Annotated in this window: 11 protein-coding genes; 6 read left to right on the forward strand and 5 right to left on the reverse strand. The window is 72.6% G+C overall.

Translation table 11 applies throughout. From position 1 onward, the window contains the following. Positions 1–25 precede the first annotated feature (25 nt). Positions 26–1,549 carry a M20/M25/M40 family metallo-hydrolase gene (locus GNZ18_RS23460; protein ID WP_156218680.1) on the reverse strand — a complete coding sequence of 508 codons (1,524 nt, stop codon included), beginning with the start codon at positions 1,547–1,549 and terminating at the stop codon, positions 26–28. Between the two features lie 319 nt (positions 1,550–1,868). Between GNZ18_RS23460 and GNZ18_RS23465 the strand changes: the two genes are divergently transcribed. The 4 genes from GNZ18_RS23465 to GNZ18_RS23480 are packed head-to-tail and all read left to right on the forward strand — an operon-like array spanning position 1,869 to position 5,688. Continuing rightward, a complete protein-coding gene (locus GNZ18_RS23465; protein WP_156218681.1) occupies positions 1,869–4,292 on the forward strand; it encodes a sensor histidine kinase in 2,424 nt (807 codons plus the stop codon). Continuing rightward, positions 4,289–4,717 carry a roadblock/LC7 domain-containing protein gene (locus GNZ18_RS23470; protein ID WP_173390865.1) on the forward strand — a complete coding sequence of 143 codons (429 nt, stop codon included), beginning with the start codon at positions 4,289–4,291 and terminating at the stop codon, positions 4,715–4,717. Before GNZ18_RS23465 ends, GNZ18_RS23470 begins: the two co-directional genes overlap by 4 nt. A gap of 31 nt (positions 4,718–4,748) precedes the next feature. Further along, positions 4,749–5,099, forward strand: coding sequence for a DUF742 domain-containing protein (locus GNZ18_RS23475; protein ID WP_242889708.1), 351 nt, complete (start codon positions 4,749–4,751; stop codon positions 5,097–5,099). Beyond that, positions 5,080–5,688: a GTP-binding protein gene (locus GNZ18_RS23480; protein WP_156218683.1), complete on the forward strand. Its 609-nt coding sequence runs from the start codon at positions 5,080–5,082 to the stop codon at positions 5,686–5,688. The genes GNZ18_RS23475 and GNZ18_RS23480 overlap by 20 nt, the downstream gene beginning before the upstream one ends. Here GNZ18_RS23480 and GNZ18_RS23485 read toward each other — a convergent pair. Beyond that, positions 5,645–6,238: a TetR/AcrR family transcriptional regulator gene (locus GNZ18_RS23485; RefSeq protein ID WP_156218684.1), complete on the reverse strand. Its 594-nt coding sequence runs from the start codon at positions 6,236–6,238 to the stop codon at positions 5,645–5,647. The genes GNZ18_RS23480 and GNZ18_RS23485 overlap by 44 nt on opposite strands. A gap of 73 nt (positions 6,239–6,311) precedes the next feature. Here GNZ18_RS23485 and GNZ18_RS23490 point away from each other — a divergent pair, with 73 nt between their 5' ends. After that, positions 6,312–7,454, forward strand: coding sequence for an acyl-CoA dehydrogenase family protein (locus tag GNZ18_RS23490; protein WP_156218685.1), 1,143 nt, complete (start codon positions 6,312–6,314; stop codon positions 7,452–7,454). 1,216 nt (positions 7,455–8,670) lie between these two features. Here GNZ18_RS23490 and GNZ18_RS43260 read toward each other — a convergent pair. From GNZ18_RS43260 to GNZ18_RS23505, 3 genes are all read right to left on the reverse strand, one after another. Beyond that, positions 8,671–11,277 (reverse strand): ATP-binding protein, encoded by a 2,607-nt coding sequence (locus tag GNZ18_RS43260; protein ID WP_173390866.1) that lies wholly within the window; start codon positions 11,275–11,277, stop codon positions 8,671–8,673. 137 nt (positions 11,278–11,414) lie between these two features. Further along, a complete protein-coding gene (locus GNZ18_RS23500; RefSeq protein ID WP_156218687.1) occupies positions 11,415–11,819 on the reverse strand; it encodes a hypothetical protein in 405 nt (134 codons plus the stop codon). Positions 11,820–12,176: 357 nt separating this feature from the next. Further along, on the reverse strand, positions 12,177–12,359 hold the full coding sequence (locus GNZ18_RS23505) for a hypothetical protein (protein ID WP_156218688.1): 183 nt from the start codon (positions 12,357–12,359) through the stop codon (positions 12,177–12,179). Positions 12,360–12,617: 258 nt separating this feature from the next. On the opposite strand from GNZ18_RS23505, the gene GNZ18_RS23510 reads away from it, so the two are divergent. Then, the gene (locus GNZ18_RS23510; protein WP_156218689.1) at positions 12,618–16,001 is read left to right on the forward strand and encodes a hypothetical protein; all 3,384 of its coding nucleotides are present in this window, start codon (positions 12,618–12,620) and stop codon (positions 15,999–16,001) included. Positions 16,002–16,069: the final 68 nt, after the last annotated feature.

The following is a 16,069-nucleotide window of genomic DNA, read 5'->3' on the forward strand; positions in this document are numbered from 1 at the left end:
ACCGAGATCTACAGATCCTGCGTTCTTACTCGGCCGCGTACTGGCCGGCCTGGCGCGGGGCGGTGCCGCGCGCCGGAGCGCGCCGCTTGGCGAACTCGTTGCCGTTCACCGTCAGGGTGCTGTTGGCGAACAGCTCGGTGACGGCCGCGGCGCCGTCGATCAGCTGGTCGTAGCCCTTGAGGTTCACGTTGTCGTAGCGGTCGCACGCCTGGTGGTAGCACGGGTCGTAGGGCCGGCCCGCCGTGCCGCCGTACGTCGCGGCCTGCGCGGGGGTCTTGATGCCCTCGGCCCCGGCGTCGATGCCGCCGGCCGGGATGCCCGCGACGATGAAGGCGTTGTAGTCCGAGCGTCCGTTGAAGGGCGTCGGGTCGGTCGCGAGCTTGCGCGAGGCGAAGTGGTCGTTGAACGCCTTCTCGATCGCCCCGGACCCGGCGGGCGCCTCGACGTTGTTCTGCCCGTTGCTGTTGTCGCCGTCGTAGACGAACCGCACGAAGTTCGGCGAGGCGAGCATGTCGAAGTTGAGGTTCAGGGCGATCTTGTCCAGCTCGGCCTTCGGCAGGCTGTCGACGTAGTGCTGCGAGCCGAGCAGGCCCTCCTCCTCGGCGCCCCAGAACGCGAAGCGCACCTGGTTGCGGACCTTCGCGCCGAGCTTGCCGATCTGCTGCGCCGTCGCCAGCAGCGTCGCGGTGCCCGAGCCGTCGTCGTTGATGCCGGGCCCGGCGACCACGCTGTCGTTGTGCGCGCCGACGACGACGACGTTGTCGGCGCGTCCCCGCTTGGTGTCGGCGATGACGTTGGAGGTCTGCCGCTTCTCGTTGAGCGTGTCGGTCCTGACGCGCAGCGTCAGCGGGCCGGCCTGCGCCTGCTTGACCAGGTCGGTGCCGACGGCGTTGGTCGGGCCGACGACCGGGATCGCGTACGGCTTGGTCAGCGTTCCCGCGACCGGGCCCGGCGTCCCGGGGAGCTGGTAGATCACCACGGCGGCGGCACCGGCGGCGATGGCGTTGTCCGCCTTCACCGAGAAGAAGCAGCCGCCGCGCTGGATCAGCGCGACATGGCCCTTCGGGAAGCCCGCGAAGTCGGTGGCCTCGCATCCGCTGCCCGCGCCGGTCGCTCCCGGGTCGACGGGCGTCGCGGCGGCCGTGACGTCGCCGCTGCCGGAGTACTGCAACGTCCCGAAGTCGGTCCCGGGGGTGAACGTCTTCGGCGTCGGCGCGGTCTCGGCGAGCGTCGCCGGGGTCTTCTCCTGCCAGAAGTCGAAGGTGAAGTCCTGGACCCGCGGGGTGTAGCCGGCCCGCTTGAGCTGGTCCGCGATGTACTTCACCGTGATCTTGTTCCCGGCGAGCCCGGCGGCCCGGTTCCCGCCGTTCGCGTCCGCGATCTTCTGCAGGTTGAGCTGGTGGTGCCGGACGTCCTTGAGCGTGACCAGCCCCGGGAGCCTGGACGCGGCCTGGCCCGATGGGGCCGGTGCCGCCTGGGCCCCGGCCGCCGCCAGGGTGGTGGCGGCGAGCGTCAGGCCGAGGAGCGACGCTAGCGCGGCTTTGCGCATGACTCGGTCTCCGATGGTGAGGGGGACGAAGCATGCGAAGCCTGGCACGCACGATTTATCGCTACAAGGCGTGGTATCCGCTTCCGGTCGGCCGGTACCGGCCGACACCGCACGCCCGGGACGCACACCGGGCGGGCGCCCGCCGCGTCCGGGGCCGCGGCACCCCAGGCCCTCTGGAACGCCCCACCAGGCAGCTTGATCACAGGACCACCGGGCGACGCGCCGCTGAGTAATGGGAGAACGCTGGTATTCGCTAAATCAAACTAAGTATGCTTCCTCACCGCTTGATGGCGGTTTCGGATGAGCAGGGAGTAAATCAGTGACGCGACCCGAACAGGTCCCCGCCCCACCGCCGTCACGCCCGCGTACCCGATCGATCACACGCCGGATCTGGCTGCTGCTGGCGATCCCGCTCGTCTCGCTCATGATCCAGTGGGGCGTCCCGACCGTCGTCACGCTCTCCCAGGCGCTCCAGCGGTTCCAGTACTCGACGGTGTACGACAACGTCGCCCAGCCCGCGCGGGCCGTCACCGAGGCGATCCAGGAGGAGCGCGGCGCGGCGGTCGGCGTGCTCGCGACCGGCACCGCCGAGAACGACCGGTACTACCAGTCGCTCGCGGCGCGGACCGACGCGGCGGTCGCGGCGTTCCGCAAGAAGGCCCTCGCGTCCGGCACCCGGGACGCGATGGACGCCGCCGCCAAGCAGCGCGTGCGGCAGCTCAGCGAGACCTTCGACGGGCTGGAGGGCGTGCGCACGCAGGTGCGTGGCGCGGTCATCTCGCGGCTCGACGCCATCAACGGCTACAGCCGGATCACCGACACGACGATCCGCGTGATGACGACGCTGGTGAGCGTCGACGACGTCACCGTCTACCAGCACAGCAACGCCATCGTGTACGACTACTGGGCGCGCGAGTTCATGCTGCGGGAGAACGCGCTGCTCACCGGGCTGCGGCCGGGCCGGATGAACGCCGGGGACCGCGCGGCGTTCGCGTCCTGGGCGGGCAGCCGCGCGCAGTACGCCGACCTCGGCCGCGCGAGCGCGGGCGGCGAGATCGGCAAGATCATGACCGATCTCACCGAGACGCCCGCGTTCACCGCCTACGCCGACCTGGAGCGCACCGTCGTGCGCACCGGGTACGCGCCCGACCCGAGGCGCTGGCGCGGCGTGGTCGCGTCGGTGTCGTCGGTGTGGCTGCGCGCCGCCACCCGCGCGGGCGACGTCGTGAACCGCAAGGACGTGGAGCCCGCCGGCGACCGGATCCTGGTCGGCTTCTACACGGTCGGCGGGCTCGGCCTGCTCGGCTTCATCGCCTCGGTCGTGCTGTCGATCCTGTTCGCCCGGCGCCTCACCGAGGAGCTGCGCGCCCTCCAGCGGACCGCGCAGGTGCTCGCGCACGAGCGGCTGCCCCGGGTCGTGGCGCGGCTGCGGCGCGGCGAGAGCGTGGACGCCGAGGCCGAGGCGCCGCCCCCGCAGACGGGGCGGACGCGGGAGGTCGCGGCGGTCAGCGAGGCGTTCCACGCCGTCCAGCGGACGGCCGTCGCCACCGCGGTCGGCGAGGCCGAGCTGCGCGCGAACATCAACCGCGTCTTCATCAACCTGTCGTGGCGCAGCCAGTCGCTGCTGCACCGCCAGCTCCGCCTGCTGGACGCGATGGAGCGCCGCGCGCGCAGCCCCGAGGAGCTCGACGACCTGTTCCGGCTCGACCACCTCACCACCCGCATGCGGCGGCACGCGGAGGGCCTGGTCATCCTGTCGGGGTCGCCGACCATCCGCGCCTGGGACCACCCCGTCGCCGCCGAGGACGTGATCCGCGCCGCGATCGCCGAGGTCGAGGACTACCGGCGGGTCGAGGTGACCGGCGCCTCCAGCGCGGCGGTGACCGGGGCCGTCGTCGCCGACGTCATCCACCTGCTCGCCGAGCTGATCGAGAACGCCGCGTCGTTCTCGCCGCCCGCCACCGAGGTCACGGTGAAGGTCGAGACCGTCGCCAACGGGCTCGCGGTCGAGATCGTCGACCGGGGCGTCGGCCTGCACCCCGAGGAGATGGACGAGCTGAACCGGCGGCTGTCCACCGACCTGGAGTTCGACCTGGTCGACACCGAGCGGCTCGGGCTGTTCGTCGTCGCGCGGCTCGCCGCCCGGCACGGCGTCAAGGTCGCGCTCCAGCCCTCGCCGTACGGCGGGACGACCGCGATCGTCCTCGTCCCGCACTCGCTGGTCGTGCTGGACGAGGAGTTGCAGCTCACCCGCGGCCCCGCCGGGGCGCGGGTGCCCGAGGCCGCCCTCCCCGCGCTGGCCGGACCCGCCTCCTACTCCCCGCCGTCCTACACCCCCCAGGCCGAGCCCCCCGCCGAACCCGCACCCAGCGAGCCGCCGCTCACCGTGCCCCACCCCGCCGAACCGGTGGACGAGGGCGCGGAGGCGGTCGTCGACCCGCCCGCCCCGTCCAATGGCCGGTCCCGGCCGGGCGGCGCCGACCCGGAGCCGAACGGCACCGAGTCGAGCGAGGTCACCGGTCGGCTCCCCCGCAGGGTGCGGCAACGCAATCTCGCTCCGCAGCTGCGCAAGCGCCCCGCGCCGGGGCGCGCCGCGGAGCCGGCGGAGGAGGAGTTCGAGGAGCCCAGCCCTGAGCTCAGCCGCGACCTGATGGCCTCGCTACAGTCGGGATGGCTGCGCGGACGGGATTCAGACGACGACATCCGCGATCCCGGCGCACGCGATGAATGGGGGGAATCATGAAGCAGCAGACCCACGCCACCGGCGAGCTCGACTGGCTGCTCGACGATCTGGTGGAGCGGGTCGGCGAGGTCCGCCAGGCGGTCCTGCTGTCCCGCGACGGCCTGGTCATGGGCGCCTCGGGCGGTGTCACGCGCAAGGACGCCGAGTTCCTCGCGGCGCTGTCGTCGGGCTTCCACAGCCTGGCCAACGGCGCGCGCGAGCACTTCCAGGCCAAGCAGGTGCGGCAGACCGTCGTCGAGCTGGACGGCATGCTGTTCTTCGTCATGCCCGCGGGCGACGGAAGCTGCCTCGCGGTGCTGAGCGACGCGGGCGGCAACGCGGGCCTCGTCGCCTACGAGACGACGATGCTCATCAAGCGGGTGCGGCGGCAGCTCGGCACCGCGCCGCGCTCGGGCGAGCCCGCGGACCCGGCGCCGAGGGCCTGAGCCGGCGGTGGACGCGCCCAAGGAGCGCTGGGTGGGCCGCGACGCAGGGCCGGTCGTGCGGCCGTACGCGATGACCCGCGGCCGCACCCGGCCCCGCGGCGCGGCCATCGACCTCGTCACGATCCTGGTCGCCACCGGGCAGCAGCCCGGCGACCGGGTGTGGCTCTCGCGCGAGCAGCGGCGGCTGCTGGAGCTGTGCCGGCAGCCCTCCACCCCCGCCGACCTGGCGTCCGAGACCGACCTTCCGTTCCAGGTGGTGCAGATCCTCCTGGCCGACCTGCACCAGTACGGCCTCATCGAGGAGATGCGGCAGTCCGAGGAGCCCGACCGTCCCGACCCCCGCATACTGATGAGAGTGCTCGATGAACTCCGCCGCCTCTGACACCTTCGGCCGCGCCCGGTTCGGCGACGCCGACGACATCCCCCAGCACACCCTCAAGATCCTCGTGGCCGGCGGCTTCGGCGTCGGCAAGACGACGTTCGTCGGCGTCGTCAGCGAGGTGCGCCCGCTGCGCACCGAGGAGACGCTGACCGACGCCTCCACCGGCGTCGACGACCTCGACGGCGTCGAGGGCAAGGTGACCACGACCGTCGCCATGGACTTCGGGCGGCTGACGTTCTCCGGCGGCGTCCGCCTGTACCTGTTCGGGACGCCCGGCCAGGAGCGGTTCTGGTTCATGTGGGACCAGATCGCCTACGGCGCGGTGGGCGCGATCGTCCTGGTCGACACCCGGCGGCTGTCGACCAGCTTCGCCTCCATCGACTTCTTCGAGCAGCGCGAGATCCCGTTCGTGGTCGCCGCGAACGTCTTCGACGGCGCGCGCCGCTACACCGTCGAGGAGATCCGCGGCGCGCTGGACGTCGACCCCGAGGTGCCCGTGCTGCTGTGCGACGTGCGCCGTCCGGACGTGGCGCGCGGCGTGCTCGTCACGCTGGTCGAGCACGCCCTGCGGTCATCCGGGCCACGATGAGGGACGCGAGCGCGGCGTAGGCGGAGGAGTCGTCCAGGCCCGTCCGCGCCTTGATCTCGCCCCGGTGGATCGACTCCATCACCTGGCCCGCGACGGCGCCGACGAACGCCGCGTCGTCGGCGACCGCCTCGTCGACGAGCGCCTGCACCCGCCGGACGGCGTGGCCGGTGTTGCGCTGGTAGATCTCGCGGGCCGGGGCGAACGCGTCGAGGTCGGCGAAGAACGCGGGTGACGCCGGGGCCAGCGCGTTCGAGATGGCGCGCAGGTAGACGCCGACGCGCTCGCGCGGGTCGGCGCTCGCGTCGACCGCGGCCTCGACCTCCTCGGTCGCGCGGCGGAAGAACGCGCGGACGGCGGTGACGATGATCTGCTCGCGGCTGGCGGCGACGGTGTAGAGCGTGCTCTTGGAGCAGCGCAGCGCGGCGGCCAGCTCCGCGACGCTCAGCCCGGCGAAGCCGCGGTCCAGGAACAGCGCGATGAGCCGGTCGACAAGATCGGCGCGCCGCCGGTCCGCCCTTGCCGTCCCCGCGGAGGTGACCGTCCCGTTCATCCGATCGACAGTACCAAAAACGGTTCTGTGGTACTCGCTCTGGTACTGTGCGAGGTGCCGAAAGGAGTTGCGCATGCCCGCCAGCCGACACCTGCCGACCCCCGAGTCCGCCGACCTGATCGCGCTCGCCCGCGAGATCGCGGCCAAGGAGCTGGCCCCCCGGGCCGCCGACGCCGAGCGCGCCGGCGCCTTCCCCCGCGAGGCCTTCGCGACCCTCGGACGGGCGGGCCTGCTCACGCTGCCCTACCCGGAGCGGTACGGCGGCGGCGACCAGCCCTACGAGATCTACCTCCAGGCGCTGGAGGAGATCGGCGCGGTGTGGGCGAGCGTCGGCGTCGGCGTGAGCGTGCACGCCCTGTCGTGCTTCCCGCTGTTCGCCTACGGCACCGAGGAGCAGCGCGAGCGGTGGCTGCCCGACCTGCTGTCGGGCGACCGGCTCGGCGCGTACTGCCTGTCGGAGGCGCACGCGGGCTCCGACCCGGCCGCGATGCGCACCAAGGCCGTCCGCGACGGCGACTCCTACGTGCTGAACGGCGCCAAGGCGTGGACGACCCACGGCGGCGAGGCCGACTTCTACACGGTCATGGCCCGCACGTCCGACGAGGGCTCGCGCGGCATCTCCTGCTTCCACGTCCCGGCGGGCACCCCGGGCCTGGAGTTCGACGCCCCCGAGGACAAGATGGGCCTGATGGGCTCGACGACCGCGACCGTCCGCCTGGTGGACGCGCGGGTCCCCGCCGACCACCTCGTCGGCGCCGAGGGCCAGGGCCTGGCCATCGCGCTCGCGGGCCTGGACGCGGGGCGCCTCGGCATCGCGGCGGTCGCCACCGGCCTCTCCCAGGGCGCGCTCGACACCGCCGTCGGCTACGCCAGGGAGCGCGAGGCGTTCGGCAAGGCCATCATCGACCACCAGGGCCTCGCGTTCGTCCTCGCCGACATGGACGCCGCCGTGGAGACCTCCCGCGCCCTGTACCTGTCGGCGGCGCGGCTCAAGGACGCCGGCCGCCCCTACGGCCGCGAGGCGTCGATCGCCAAGCTCGTCGCCACCGACAACGCGATGCGGGTGACGACCGACGCCGTCCAGGTCCTCGGCGGCGCCGGCTACACCCGCGACTTCCCGGTCGAACGCTTCATGCGCGAGGCGAAGGTCATGCAGATCTTCGAGGGCACCAACCAGATCCAGCGCCTGGTCATCTCCCGCCACCTGGCACGGTAGGCGGCCCGTCCACCTGCGGCTTCTGGCCCCTCCACGAAGCCGCCCCCACTACAGGCACGGTCTCGCCCGCGCTCAGTACGCCTTCGTCCGCTTGATCGTCTCCCAAGGCCCCAGTCGGCGCCCCTGGCGGGGTCGACGGTGACCGCCACGAGGTCAAACGTGCCGCGTCGCCCTCGGCTGCGCCGCGCGCCTCGCAGGACAAGGGCGTCCAGCCTGATGCCCATGCCCCGAACACGGATCACCGGGTCCGCCCCGTCCGGGTGCGGGTAGAGCGGCGCCTGTTCGGTCGCCAACACCCCGTCGATATGGCCGAAGGTACTGATGCCGAAAACGGAGACGGTGCGGCCGTTGACCGACCAGGTGGATTTCCGATCGTCGGTCCCCGACCACCACGCCGCCGTGAACCTGGAGTCCTGGACGGCCGAACTGCCAGCCCTGGAGGATGAGGAATACGAGACAGGCCAGATCATCGAGGGGCGCGCGACCCGCTGCGGGCCTATACCACCTCCCCCGCCACTTTCGCCAGTGTGGACGGGAAGAGTGCGCCGGGGGGCGAGGGGCGCTGGTTGCCGGTTCACCCGCCGGGTGCCTGGTCGTGCTCGATCCCGTCGGACTCGCTCGCCGATGTCAGAATCCCCACCGCTGCTGATGCCGACTGACGGATAGGGCGCCAGATTGTTTCAGGACTTTGGCCACCGGCGGCCGCACCGTGCCGTCGCGGTTGACGGTGGCCAGGGTGCGGTCGTCCCGGCTGAACGCCACCGAGTAGACGGTGCCGCTGCGGAGGGGAAGAAGGGTAATGGGTGCTGACCCCCTTGGGCTCATCGGTCCGTAGGAACGACCGCCGATTCCGAACGCGCCACAGTCGACCCGATCACGAACTCCGCCGCCCCGGCCCCCTCACACCGGCCACATCAAATCGATCGTCTCAGCTTGGTCAGCGACCCAACGAGTGACCGCGGCCAACCGAGGATGATCGGCTTTAATGGTCCCCTGCGGGTTCCACCGCGCGCGTATCCATGCGGGTGACGCCCGCTCCGAAGCCATGATTCGCTGGTCGTCGGTCACGCTGATGACCTGGCGCCTGGCCCGGCTTCAAGCCCACCCGCCGACACCGGCGACCGAGCGGGGGGCCGGCCGGCAGCCGATACGCTGAAGAATTATTGAGGGTCGACCAACCTTCGCGGCGCCCTGGCTGCCCCGCTGCCGATCCTGGTCAGTGCGCAGAGTGCCGGGCCTCCAGTTCGGCCAGGTACGCCGCTGCGGACGCCGCTTCGGGGACACCGAGCCGCTCGTAGATCCCCACCGCCTCCCGTAGCGGGCCAATCGCCGCCGCCTCCTCTCCGGCACGGGCGATGGTGCGGGCGGTGCCCTCCAAGGCGTGTGCCTCATCCAACGGGCTCCCGATCTGCCGGGCCAGCCCCAACGCCTGTTCATACACCGCGCGTGCCTGGTCCAACGCGGCCGTTTCCCTCAGCAGCTCTCCCATGCTGCACAGAGTCTCCGTCTCTCCCTGCCGGTCATCTACCTCTTGGAAGACCATCAGCGCCCGCTCGAACAAGCCGGATGCCTGCGGGTGCTCCCCGGTCAGGGTGCGGATGCGGCCCAGTTCGTGGAGGGTGCAGGCTTCGCCGTTCCGGTTGCCGAGGTCGCGGTACAGCGCCAGCGCCTGCTCCTGCAGGCCGGTGGCCTGGGCGTAGTCCCCGGTTGCAGTGCGGATGCGGCCCAGGTCCCAAAGGGCGTTGGCTTCGCCGTTCCGGTCGCCGAGGTCGCGGTACAGCGTCAGCGCCTGCTCTTGAAGGCCGGTGGCCTGGGCGTAGTCCCCGGTTGCAGTGCGGATGCGGCCCAGGTCCCAAAGGGCGTTGGCTTCGCCGAGCCGGTTGCCGAGGTCGCGGTACAGCACTAGCGCCTGCCCCAGCAGGTCGGTGGCCCGGGCGTAGTCCCCGGTCACGAAGCGGATGCGGCCCAGGTCGTTGAGGGTGTTGGCTTCGCCGAGCCGGTTGCCCAGGTCGCGGTACAGCGCCCGCGCCTGCTCCTGCAGGTCGGTGGCCTGGGCGTAGTCCCCAGTCTGGGTGCGGATGCGGCCCAGGTCGTTGAGGGTGTTGGCTTCGCCGCCTCGGTTGCCCAGGTCGCGGTACAGCGCCCGCGCCTGCTCCTGCAGGTCGGTGGCCTGGGCGTAGTCCCCAGTCTGGGTGCGGATGCGGCCCAGGTCGTTGAGGGCGGTGGCTTCGCCGCGCCGGTCACCGAGGTCGCGGCACAGCGCCCGCGCCTGATCGAACAAGGCGGACGCCTGCGCATAGTCGTCGGTCATGTAGCAGATGCGGCCCAGGTCGTTGAGGGCGGTGGCTTCGCCGCGCCGGTCACCGAGGTCGCGGCACAGCGCCCGCGCCTGCTCCTGCAGGTCGGCGGCCTGGGCGTAGTCCCCGACCAGGGTGCGGACGCGGCCCAGTTCGTTGAGGGCGTTGGCAAGGGAGAGATGGTTGTGGGTGTGGCGCGCGGCAGCGATGGCGTTCTGGTGCAGCGCGCTGGCCAGCGACCAGGGGCCGTCTTGGTGAAGAACGCCGGCGAGCGCGGCGGTGAGGGTGATGGTGCGGTCGTGGAGCTGGTGGGTGGTGGCGTGGTCGATGCAGGCGAGCAGGTTGGCGCGTTCGGTGCGCATCCAGACCAGTGCCTCGGCGTGATCGCGCAAGTCCGGCCCTGCCATCGTCGAGGCGGCCGGTGCGGATACCGAGCGAAGTGATCGCGGCAGATGCCGGTCGGCGGTGTGGGCGGAGTGGGTGTAGTAGTCCAGGAGCCGGTCCAGGGCGGTGTCCCGGTCGGTGGCGGAATCGTGAGTGGCCAGGGTGCGGGCATAGTCGCGCAGCAGGTCATGCATCCGGTACCGGCCCGCGCCCAGGGGTTGCAGCAGGTACTCCTCGCGGAGCGCCTCCAACAGGTCGCGGGTGTGGGCGAGGGGGGCGGCGGTGAGGGCGGCGGCGGCGTAGGCGTCGATGTCGGGGCCGGGGTGCAGGCCCAGCAGCCGGAACAGACGCTGCCGGTCGGGGGGCAGGTCTCGGTAGGACATGTCGAAGGAGACCGTGACCGCCCGGTCGCCGGGCCGTCCCCCGGCGGTCAGCTGCGTCAGCCGGTCGGCCTCGGCGAACCGCGCCGCGAGCTCGGCCAGTCCGGGGCCCGGCCGGCGCAGATGGCGGCGGACCTTGCCGGCCAGCAGCGCGATCGCCAACGGCAGCCCCGCGCACCGCCCGACCAGCTCGGCCACCTGGCCGGCCTGTTCGCCGGTGAAGGTGTGGCGGGTCAGCCGGGTGAAAAGAGCGATCGCCTCCTCGTCCGCCAGGACGCCCAGGAGCAGGGGGTCGGCGTCGTCCAGGTCGATCGGGCGGCGGCTGGTGATCAGGACCAGGCAGCCGGGCGCCCCGGGCAGCAGCGGTTCGATCTGCCCATGGCCCGCGGCGTCGTCCAAGACCAGCAGCACGCGCTTGCCCGCCATCCGGTCGCGCCACCACCGGGCCCGCTCGTCCAGTCCGGTCGGAACCTGGCCGGGCTGCATCCCGGTGCCGACCAGCAGCCCGTACAGCACCTCAGCCGGGTCGGCGGCCGCCAGGCCGGGGGTGTGGGCGTGCAGACCGACGAACAACTGCCCATCGGGGAACCGGTCGGCCAGCCGGTGCGCCACATGCGTCACCAGCGCGGTCTTACCGACCCCCGGCATGCCCTCCACCGCGTGGATCGCCACCACCCGCTGCTGCCCGGCAGCGGCCAGCAGCCGCTCCACCTCATCGGCGCGGCCGGTGAAGGCGGCCACGTCCCGCGGCAGCGTGCGCACCGCCACCACGCTCGGCGCCCGCGGCGGTGGGGGGTGTATGTGCTGATCGCCCAGCACCTGGGTGATGCTGGACCCCTCCGAGGCCGTCGCCTTCATCGAAGCCCGACGAGGAGCCGCAGGCTCGGGGGCAGGGCCCGTCATGAGGTCGCGGGCGGAACCGGGGGACGGTCGTCCCCACCGACCTGGCGGATCCGGCTGGAGCGCCGGGCCCGCGCACGCAACCGGGCCTCCCTGGCTGCCCCGGGAGGGTGGCCGGCTTCCTCAACTGAAGGGCCGCGGGCGTTCCCGCCGATCTGCTCGATCTGGCTGTGGTCGTCGGCCCGCGCGCGCAGCCACACCCGCCGCCCCCCGCCCGGAGGCGCGGTGGCCAGCCCGTAGACCGCCACCGCCACACCGACCACCGCGACCAGCGCACCGATCACGCTGGCCAGCTTGTCGGCCTCCTCCAGCCCGACCACCGCGAAGTACCCGCCCAACCCGGCCACGGCCGCCACCGTCACCACCGCGCCGACCCCGACCAGCGCCCCGCGTCCACCCGTCATCCCCCCATCCTGAAACCCCCGCCCCCGCCCGCGCCACCCCACGGCACGACCCGGTCTGGCCACCGTCACCGCAGGTAGATCACCGCTCAGCAGGAGGGCCAGCGCCCACGGAGCGATGCATGCGGCGAAGCCGATGACCAGGCGGGAGGTCGCCCGACCTTCCGCTGGACGCCTGCCCTGGATCACTCGACACGAGATCAATGCTCTGCGGCAAAAAAGAAGACGGAGAGACTGAAGATGAGTTCGCTGTGGTCTCCTCCCCCACCGGTCGAGCAGGTGGCGCAGGCACTGGGCGACCGTCCCCGTCCCCGTCGTGTCTGGATTTGACTGCGAGGATGAACACGACGCTGCGGGTGTTCAGTGGTAGGCGGCCAAGGCGGCGAAGTACAGACCGAGTGCGGTGGCGGCCGTGCCACCGCCGGTGAGGGCCGCGTGGGCGGTGCCGGTGCCGGTGCGGCGGGCGGTGAGGGCTGCGGCGGTGGCCAGGTGCAGGGCGACCGACAGGGCAAGCAGCAGGGACAGGATCTGGACCGGGTTCATGGGGTGCTTCCTCTCGTGCGGTGCCCGACCCATTTCGGGGGGTGGGCCGCTGATGGGGATGAGGTTCGCCGTCCGGTGGGGTGTCCTGCAGCGGTCAGATAGCAGGTTGGACACCTCGCTCGATAGCGGCCGGTGACAGGCTTGGGGCGGCGCTGGACGGCGGGCGCGTCGGAGCGGGTGTCCGCACGGTGAGCGGACAGCGCCGGTGTGTGGACGACCATGCCTGGTCGGAGCCAGCACGGGTAAGAGGGGTGTGGGATGGCGGCTGCGGATCGGGAGTCGGGCCTGAAGGAGCTGCTGGGCGAGCTGGCGGCATTCCGCGCGGTCACCTTGGAAGGGGAGCCGTCGGACCGGGCCCTGGCCAAGGCCGCCGGGGTCAGCCCGACCACGGTCGGGACGTGGCTGCGCGGCGCCGCCTTCCCCCAGCAGATCGACCCGCTGGTCACGATCGTGGAAGCGGTCCGGGCCCAGGCCCACCGGGCCGGGCAGGCCGAAGTCGGCGCGAGGGCCGGGCTGTGGGATCTTCAGCGGTGGCGCGAGGCTCATTTCGCTGAGGCTCAGCGGCGCGCGGGGGCCACCGGCCAGGCTGTGCAAGGGGCGCAGGCGCGGGCGGTGCTGGAGGCGGCGCGGCCGGGCACGCCGCTGGAGCAGGTGCTGGATCCGTTCGCGGTGGAGGTGCACCGGCCGATCACCGTGAACGGCGCCAGCGGCGGGCTGCTGCTTCCTCCCTATGTGCGGCGCGAGCACGATGACCGGCTGGGACGGGCCACCGAGCAGGTCCTGGACGGTGCCAGCGCGATGGCGGTGCTGGTGGCCGGGTCGTCAGCGGGCAAGACCCGCGCCTTGTGGGAGGGTCTGGGAGCGCTGCGGCGGGCGGGCGGGTGGCGGTTGTGGCACCCCTATGACCCGACCCGGCCCGAGGCGGCGCTGCGTGAGCTGGACCGGGTCGGGCCGCGCACCGTGGTGTGGTTGAACGAGACCCAGGACTATTTGGGCGGTGAGGCCGGTGAGCGGGTCGCGGCCAAGCTGCGCGCCCTGCTGACCGATGCCTCCCGGGGGCCGGTGCTGGTGCTGGGCACCCTGTGGCCCGAGCACCACGCCGCGCTCACCGGGCGTCCCGGGTCGCAGGTCCGGCACCTGCTGGACGGCGCGGTCATCGAGGTGTCCGAGACCTTCACGGGTATCGACCTGCCCGCTCTGCGGCAGGCCGCCGACACCGACCTGCGGCTGGCCGAGGCGATCGAGCACGCTGAAGACGGGCATGTAACCCAGTACCTGGCGGGTGGGCCGGAACTGCTGGACCGGCTCGCCACCGCCGACCCGGCGGCCAAGGCGCTGATGTGGGCGGCGATGGACGCCCGCCGCCTGGGCCACCGCACCGCCCTGCCCCTGCCCATGCTGGAACAGGCCGCCCTGGCCTACCTCACCGACCTGCAGCACGACCGGCTGGGCGAGGACTGGCTGGAACAGGCGCTGGCCTACACCTCCCGGTCCTGCAAAGGCGCCCGGGGACCGCTCACCCGGATCCGTGCTTCCTCGTCGCGCGCCGACCCTTCCCGTCGCGGCCGCGGGCCCGGCCGCGGGCGCGGGCGCCCTCCGGCCCCGGCCGGCGACCACGGTGAGGTACCGGTGTACCGGCTGGCCGACTACCTCGACCAGCATGCTCGCGACACCCGCGCCGACCAGATCCCACCCATCGGCTTCTGGGTCGCCGCAGCCGCCCACGCCCACCCCGGCGACCAGCACACGCTCGGGCACGCCGCCTGGGACCGCGGCCTGTACCGCGACGCCGCCCAACTCCTCAAGAACGCCACCACCCACGGCAGCCCATGGCCGGCACGCACACTCATCGACCACCTGAACACCCTGCACCCGGCCGACCACCGCCCAGCCCACCAGGCCGCCACGCACGCCGCCGCGCACGTCACCCTCGACGACCCGGGCGACCTCGCCTTCCTGCTCGGTCACTTGCGGGATATCGGGGCACACGAGCAGGTGGCCGCGCTGCTGGCCCGCGACCCCGCCGCGCATGTCACCCTCGACGAGCCGGGCGACCTCGCCGAGTTGCTGGACCAGTTTCGAGAGGTGGGGGCGGACGAGCAGGTGGCGGCGCTGCTGGCCCGCGACCCCGCCGCCCACATCCCCCTCGACCACCCGGGCGCCCTAGCCCGCCTACTGGCAGCGCTGCGGGAGGTGGGAGCGGACGAGCAGGTGGCCGCGCTGCTGGCCCGCGACCCCGCCGCACACATCGACTTCGACAACCCGAACACCGTCGCCTACTTACTGGACCTGTTGCGGAAGATGGGGGTGGAGGATCAAGTGGCTGTGCTGGCCGACCTGGCCGCCGCGCACGTCGCCTTCGACGCCCCCTACGGCCTCGCTCGCCTGCTGCGCCAGTGGTGGAAACAGGGCGCGGAGGAGCAGGTGGCCGCGCTGCTGGCCCGCGACCCCGCCGCACACATCCCCCTCGACGACCCGAGCAACCTCGCCATCCTGTTGGGCCAGTTGCAGGAGATGGGGATGAAGGACCAGGTGGCTGCGCTGGCCGACCGCGTCGCCGCGCACGTCCCCCTCCACGACCCGGGCGCGATCGCCGAACTGCTGGGCCGACTGCGGGAGGTCGAAGCGGACGAGCAGGTGGACGCCCTGGCCGACCGCGTCGCCGCGCACGTCCCCCTCCACGACCCGGGCGCCGTCGCCAACCTGCTGGGCCGGCTGCGCGAGGTCGGAGCGGACGAGCAGGTGGCCGCGCTGCTGGCGCGCCGTCCTGCCGCGCACGTCACCCTCGACGACCCCTACGCCGTCGCCAACCTGCTGAGCCGGTTGTGGAGAGTAGGGGCGGACGGGCAGGCGGCCGCGTTAGTAGCTCGCGACCCCGCCGCGCACGTCACCCTCGACGACCCCTACGCCGTCGCCAACCTGCTGGGCCGGCTGCGGGAGGTCGGGGCGGACGAGCAGGTGGACGCCCTGGCCGACCGCGTCGCCGCGCACGTCCCCCTCCACGACCCGGGCGCGATCGCCAACCTGCTGGGCCGGCTGCGGGAGGTCGGGGCACACGAGAAGGCGGCCGCGTTAGTTGCCCGTGACCCCGCCGCGCACGTCACTCCCGACGACCAGAACGCTGTCGCCGCGCTGCTGAGCCGGTTGCGAGAAGTCGGGGCACGTGAGCAGGTGGCCACGCTGACCGACCGGGTCGCCGCGCACGTCGCGCACGCCTTCAAAGACCCGTACGCGATCGCCGACCTACTGGGCCGGTGGCGGCTACCTAAGGTGAACCAGAAGGCGGCCGCGCTGCTGGCCAGTGACCCCGCCGCGCACCTCCGGCTCTGCGACCCGGACGCCGTCGCCGCCGTGCTGGACCGGTTGCGGAAGGTGGGGGCACACGAGCAGGTGGCCGCGCTGCTGGCCCGCGACCCCGCCGCGCACGTCACCCTTACCACCCCGGTCGCCGTCGCCGACCTGCTGGACCGGTTGTTAGAGGTCGGGGCGGACGAGCAGGCGGCCGCACTGGCCGCCCGGTTACCTACCGCAGGCATGTTCGCTCAGTTCCAGCGGGTTGCTGATCACCATGTGCGGTACCGGTTCGGGCGGGACCCAGACGGGCGTCCCGCCGAGGAATGGGGTTGGGATGACCTGGAGTGACACGGCCCCGAGCACCGAGCATTCGGCCACCGCGCAGATCAGGTCGGGACCATGCCGCACACCGAGCA

The sequence above is a fragment of the Actinomadura litoris genome (assembly GCF_009733595.1).
Lineage (GTDB): Bacteria > Actinomycetota > Actinomycetes > Streptosporangiales > Streptosporangiaceae > Spirillospora > Spirillospora litoris.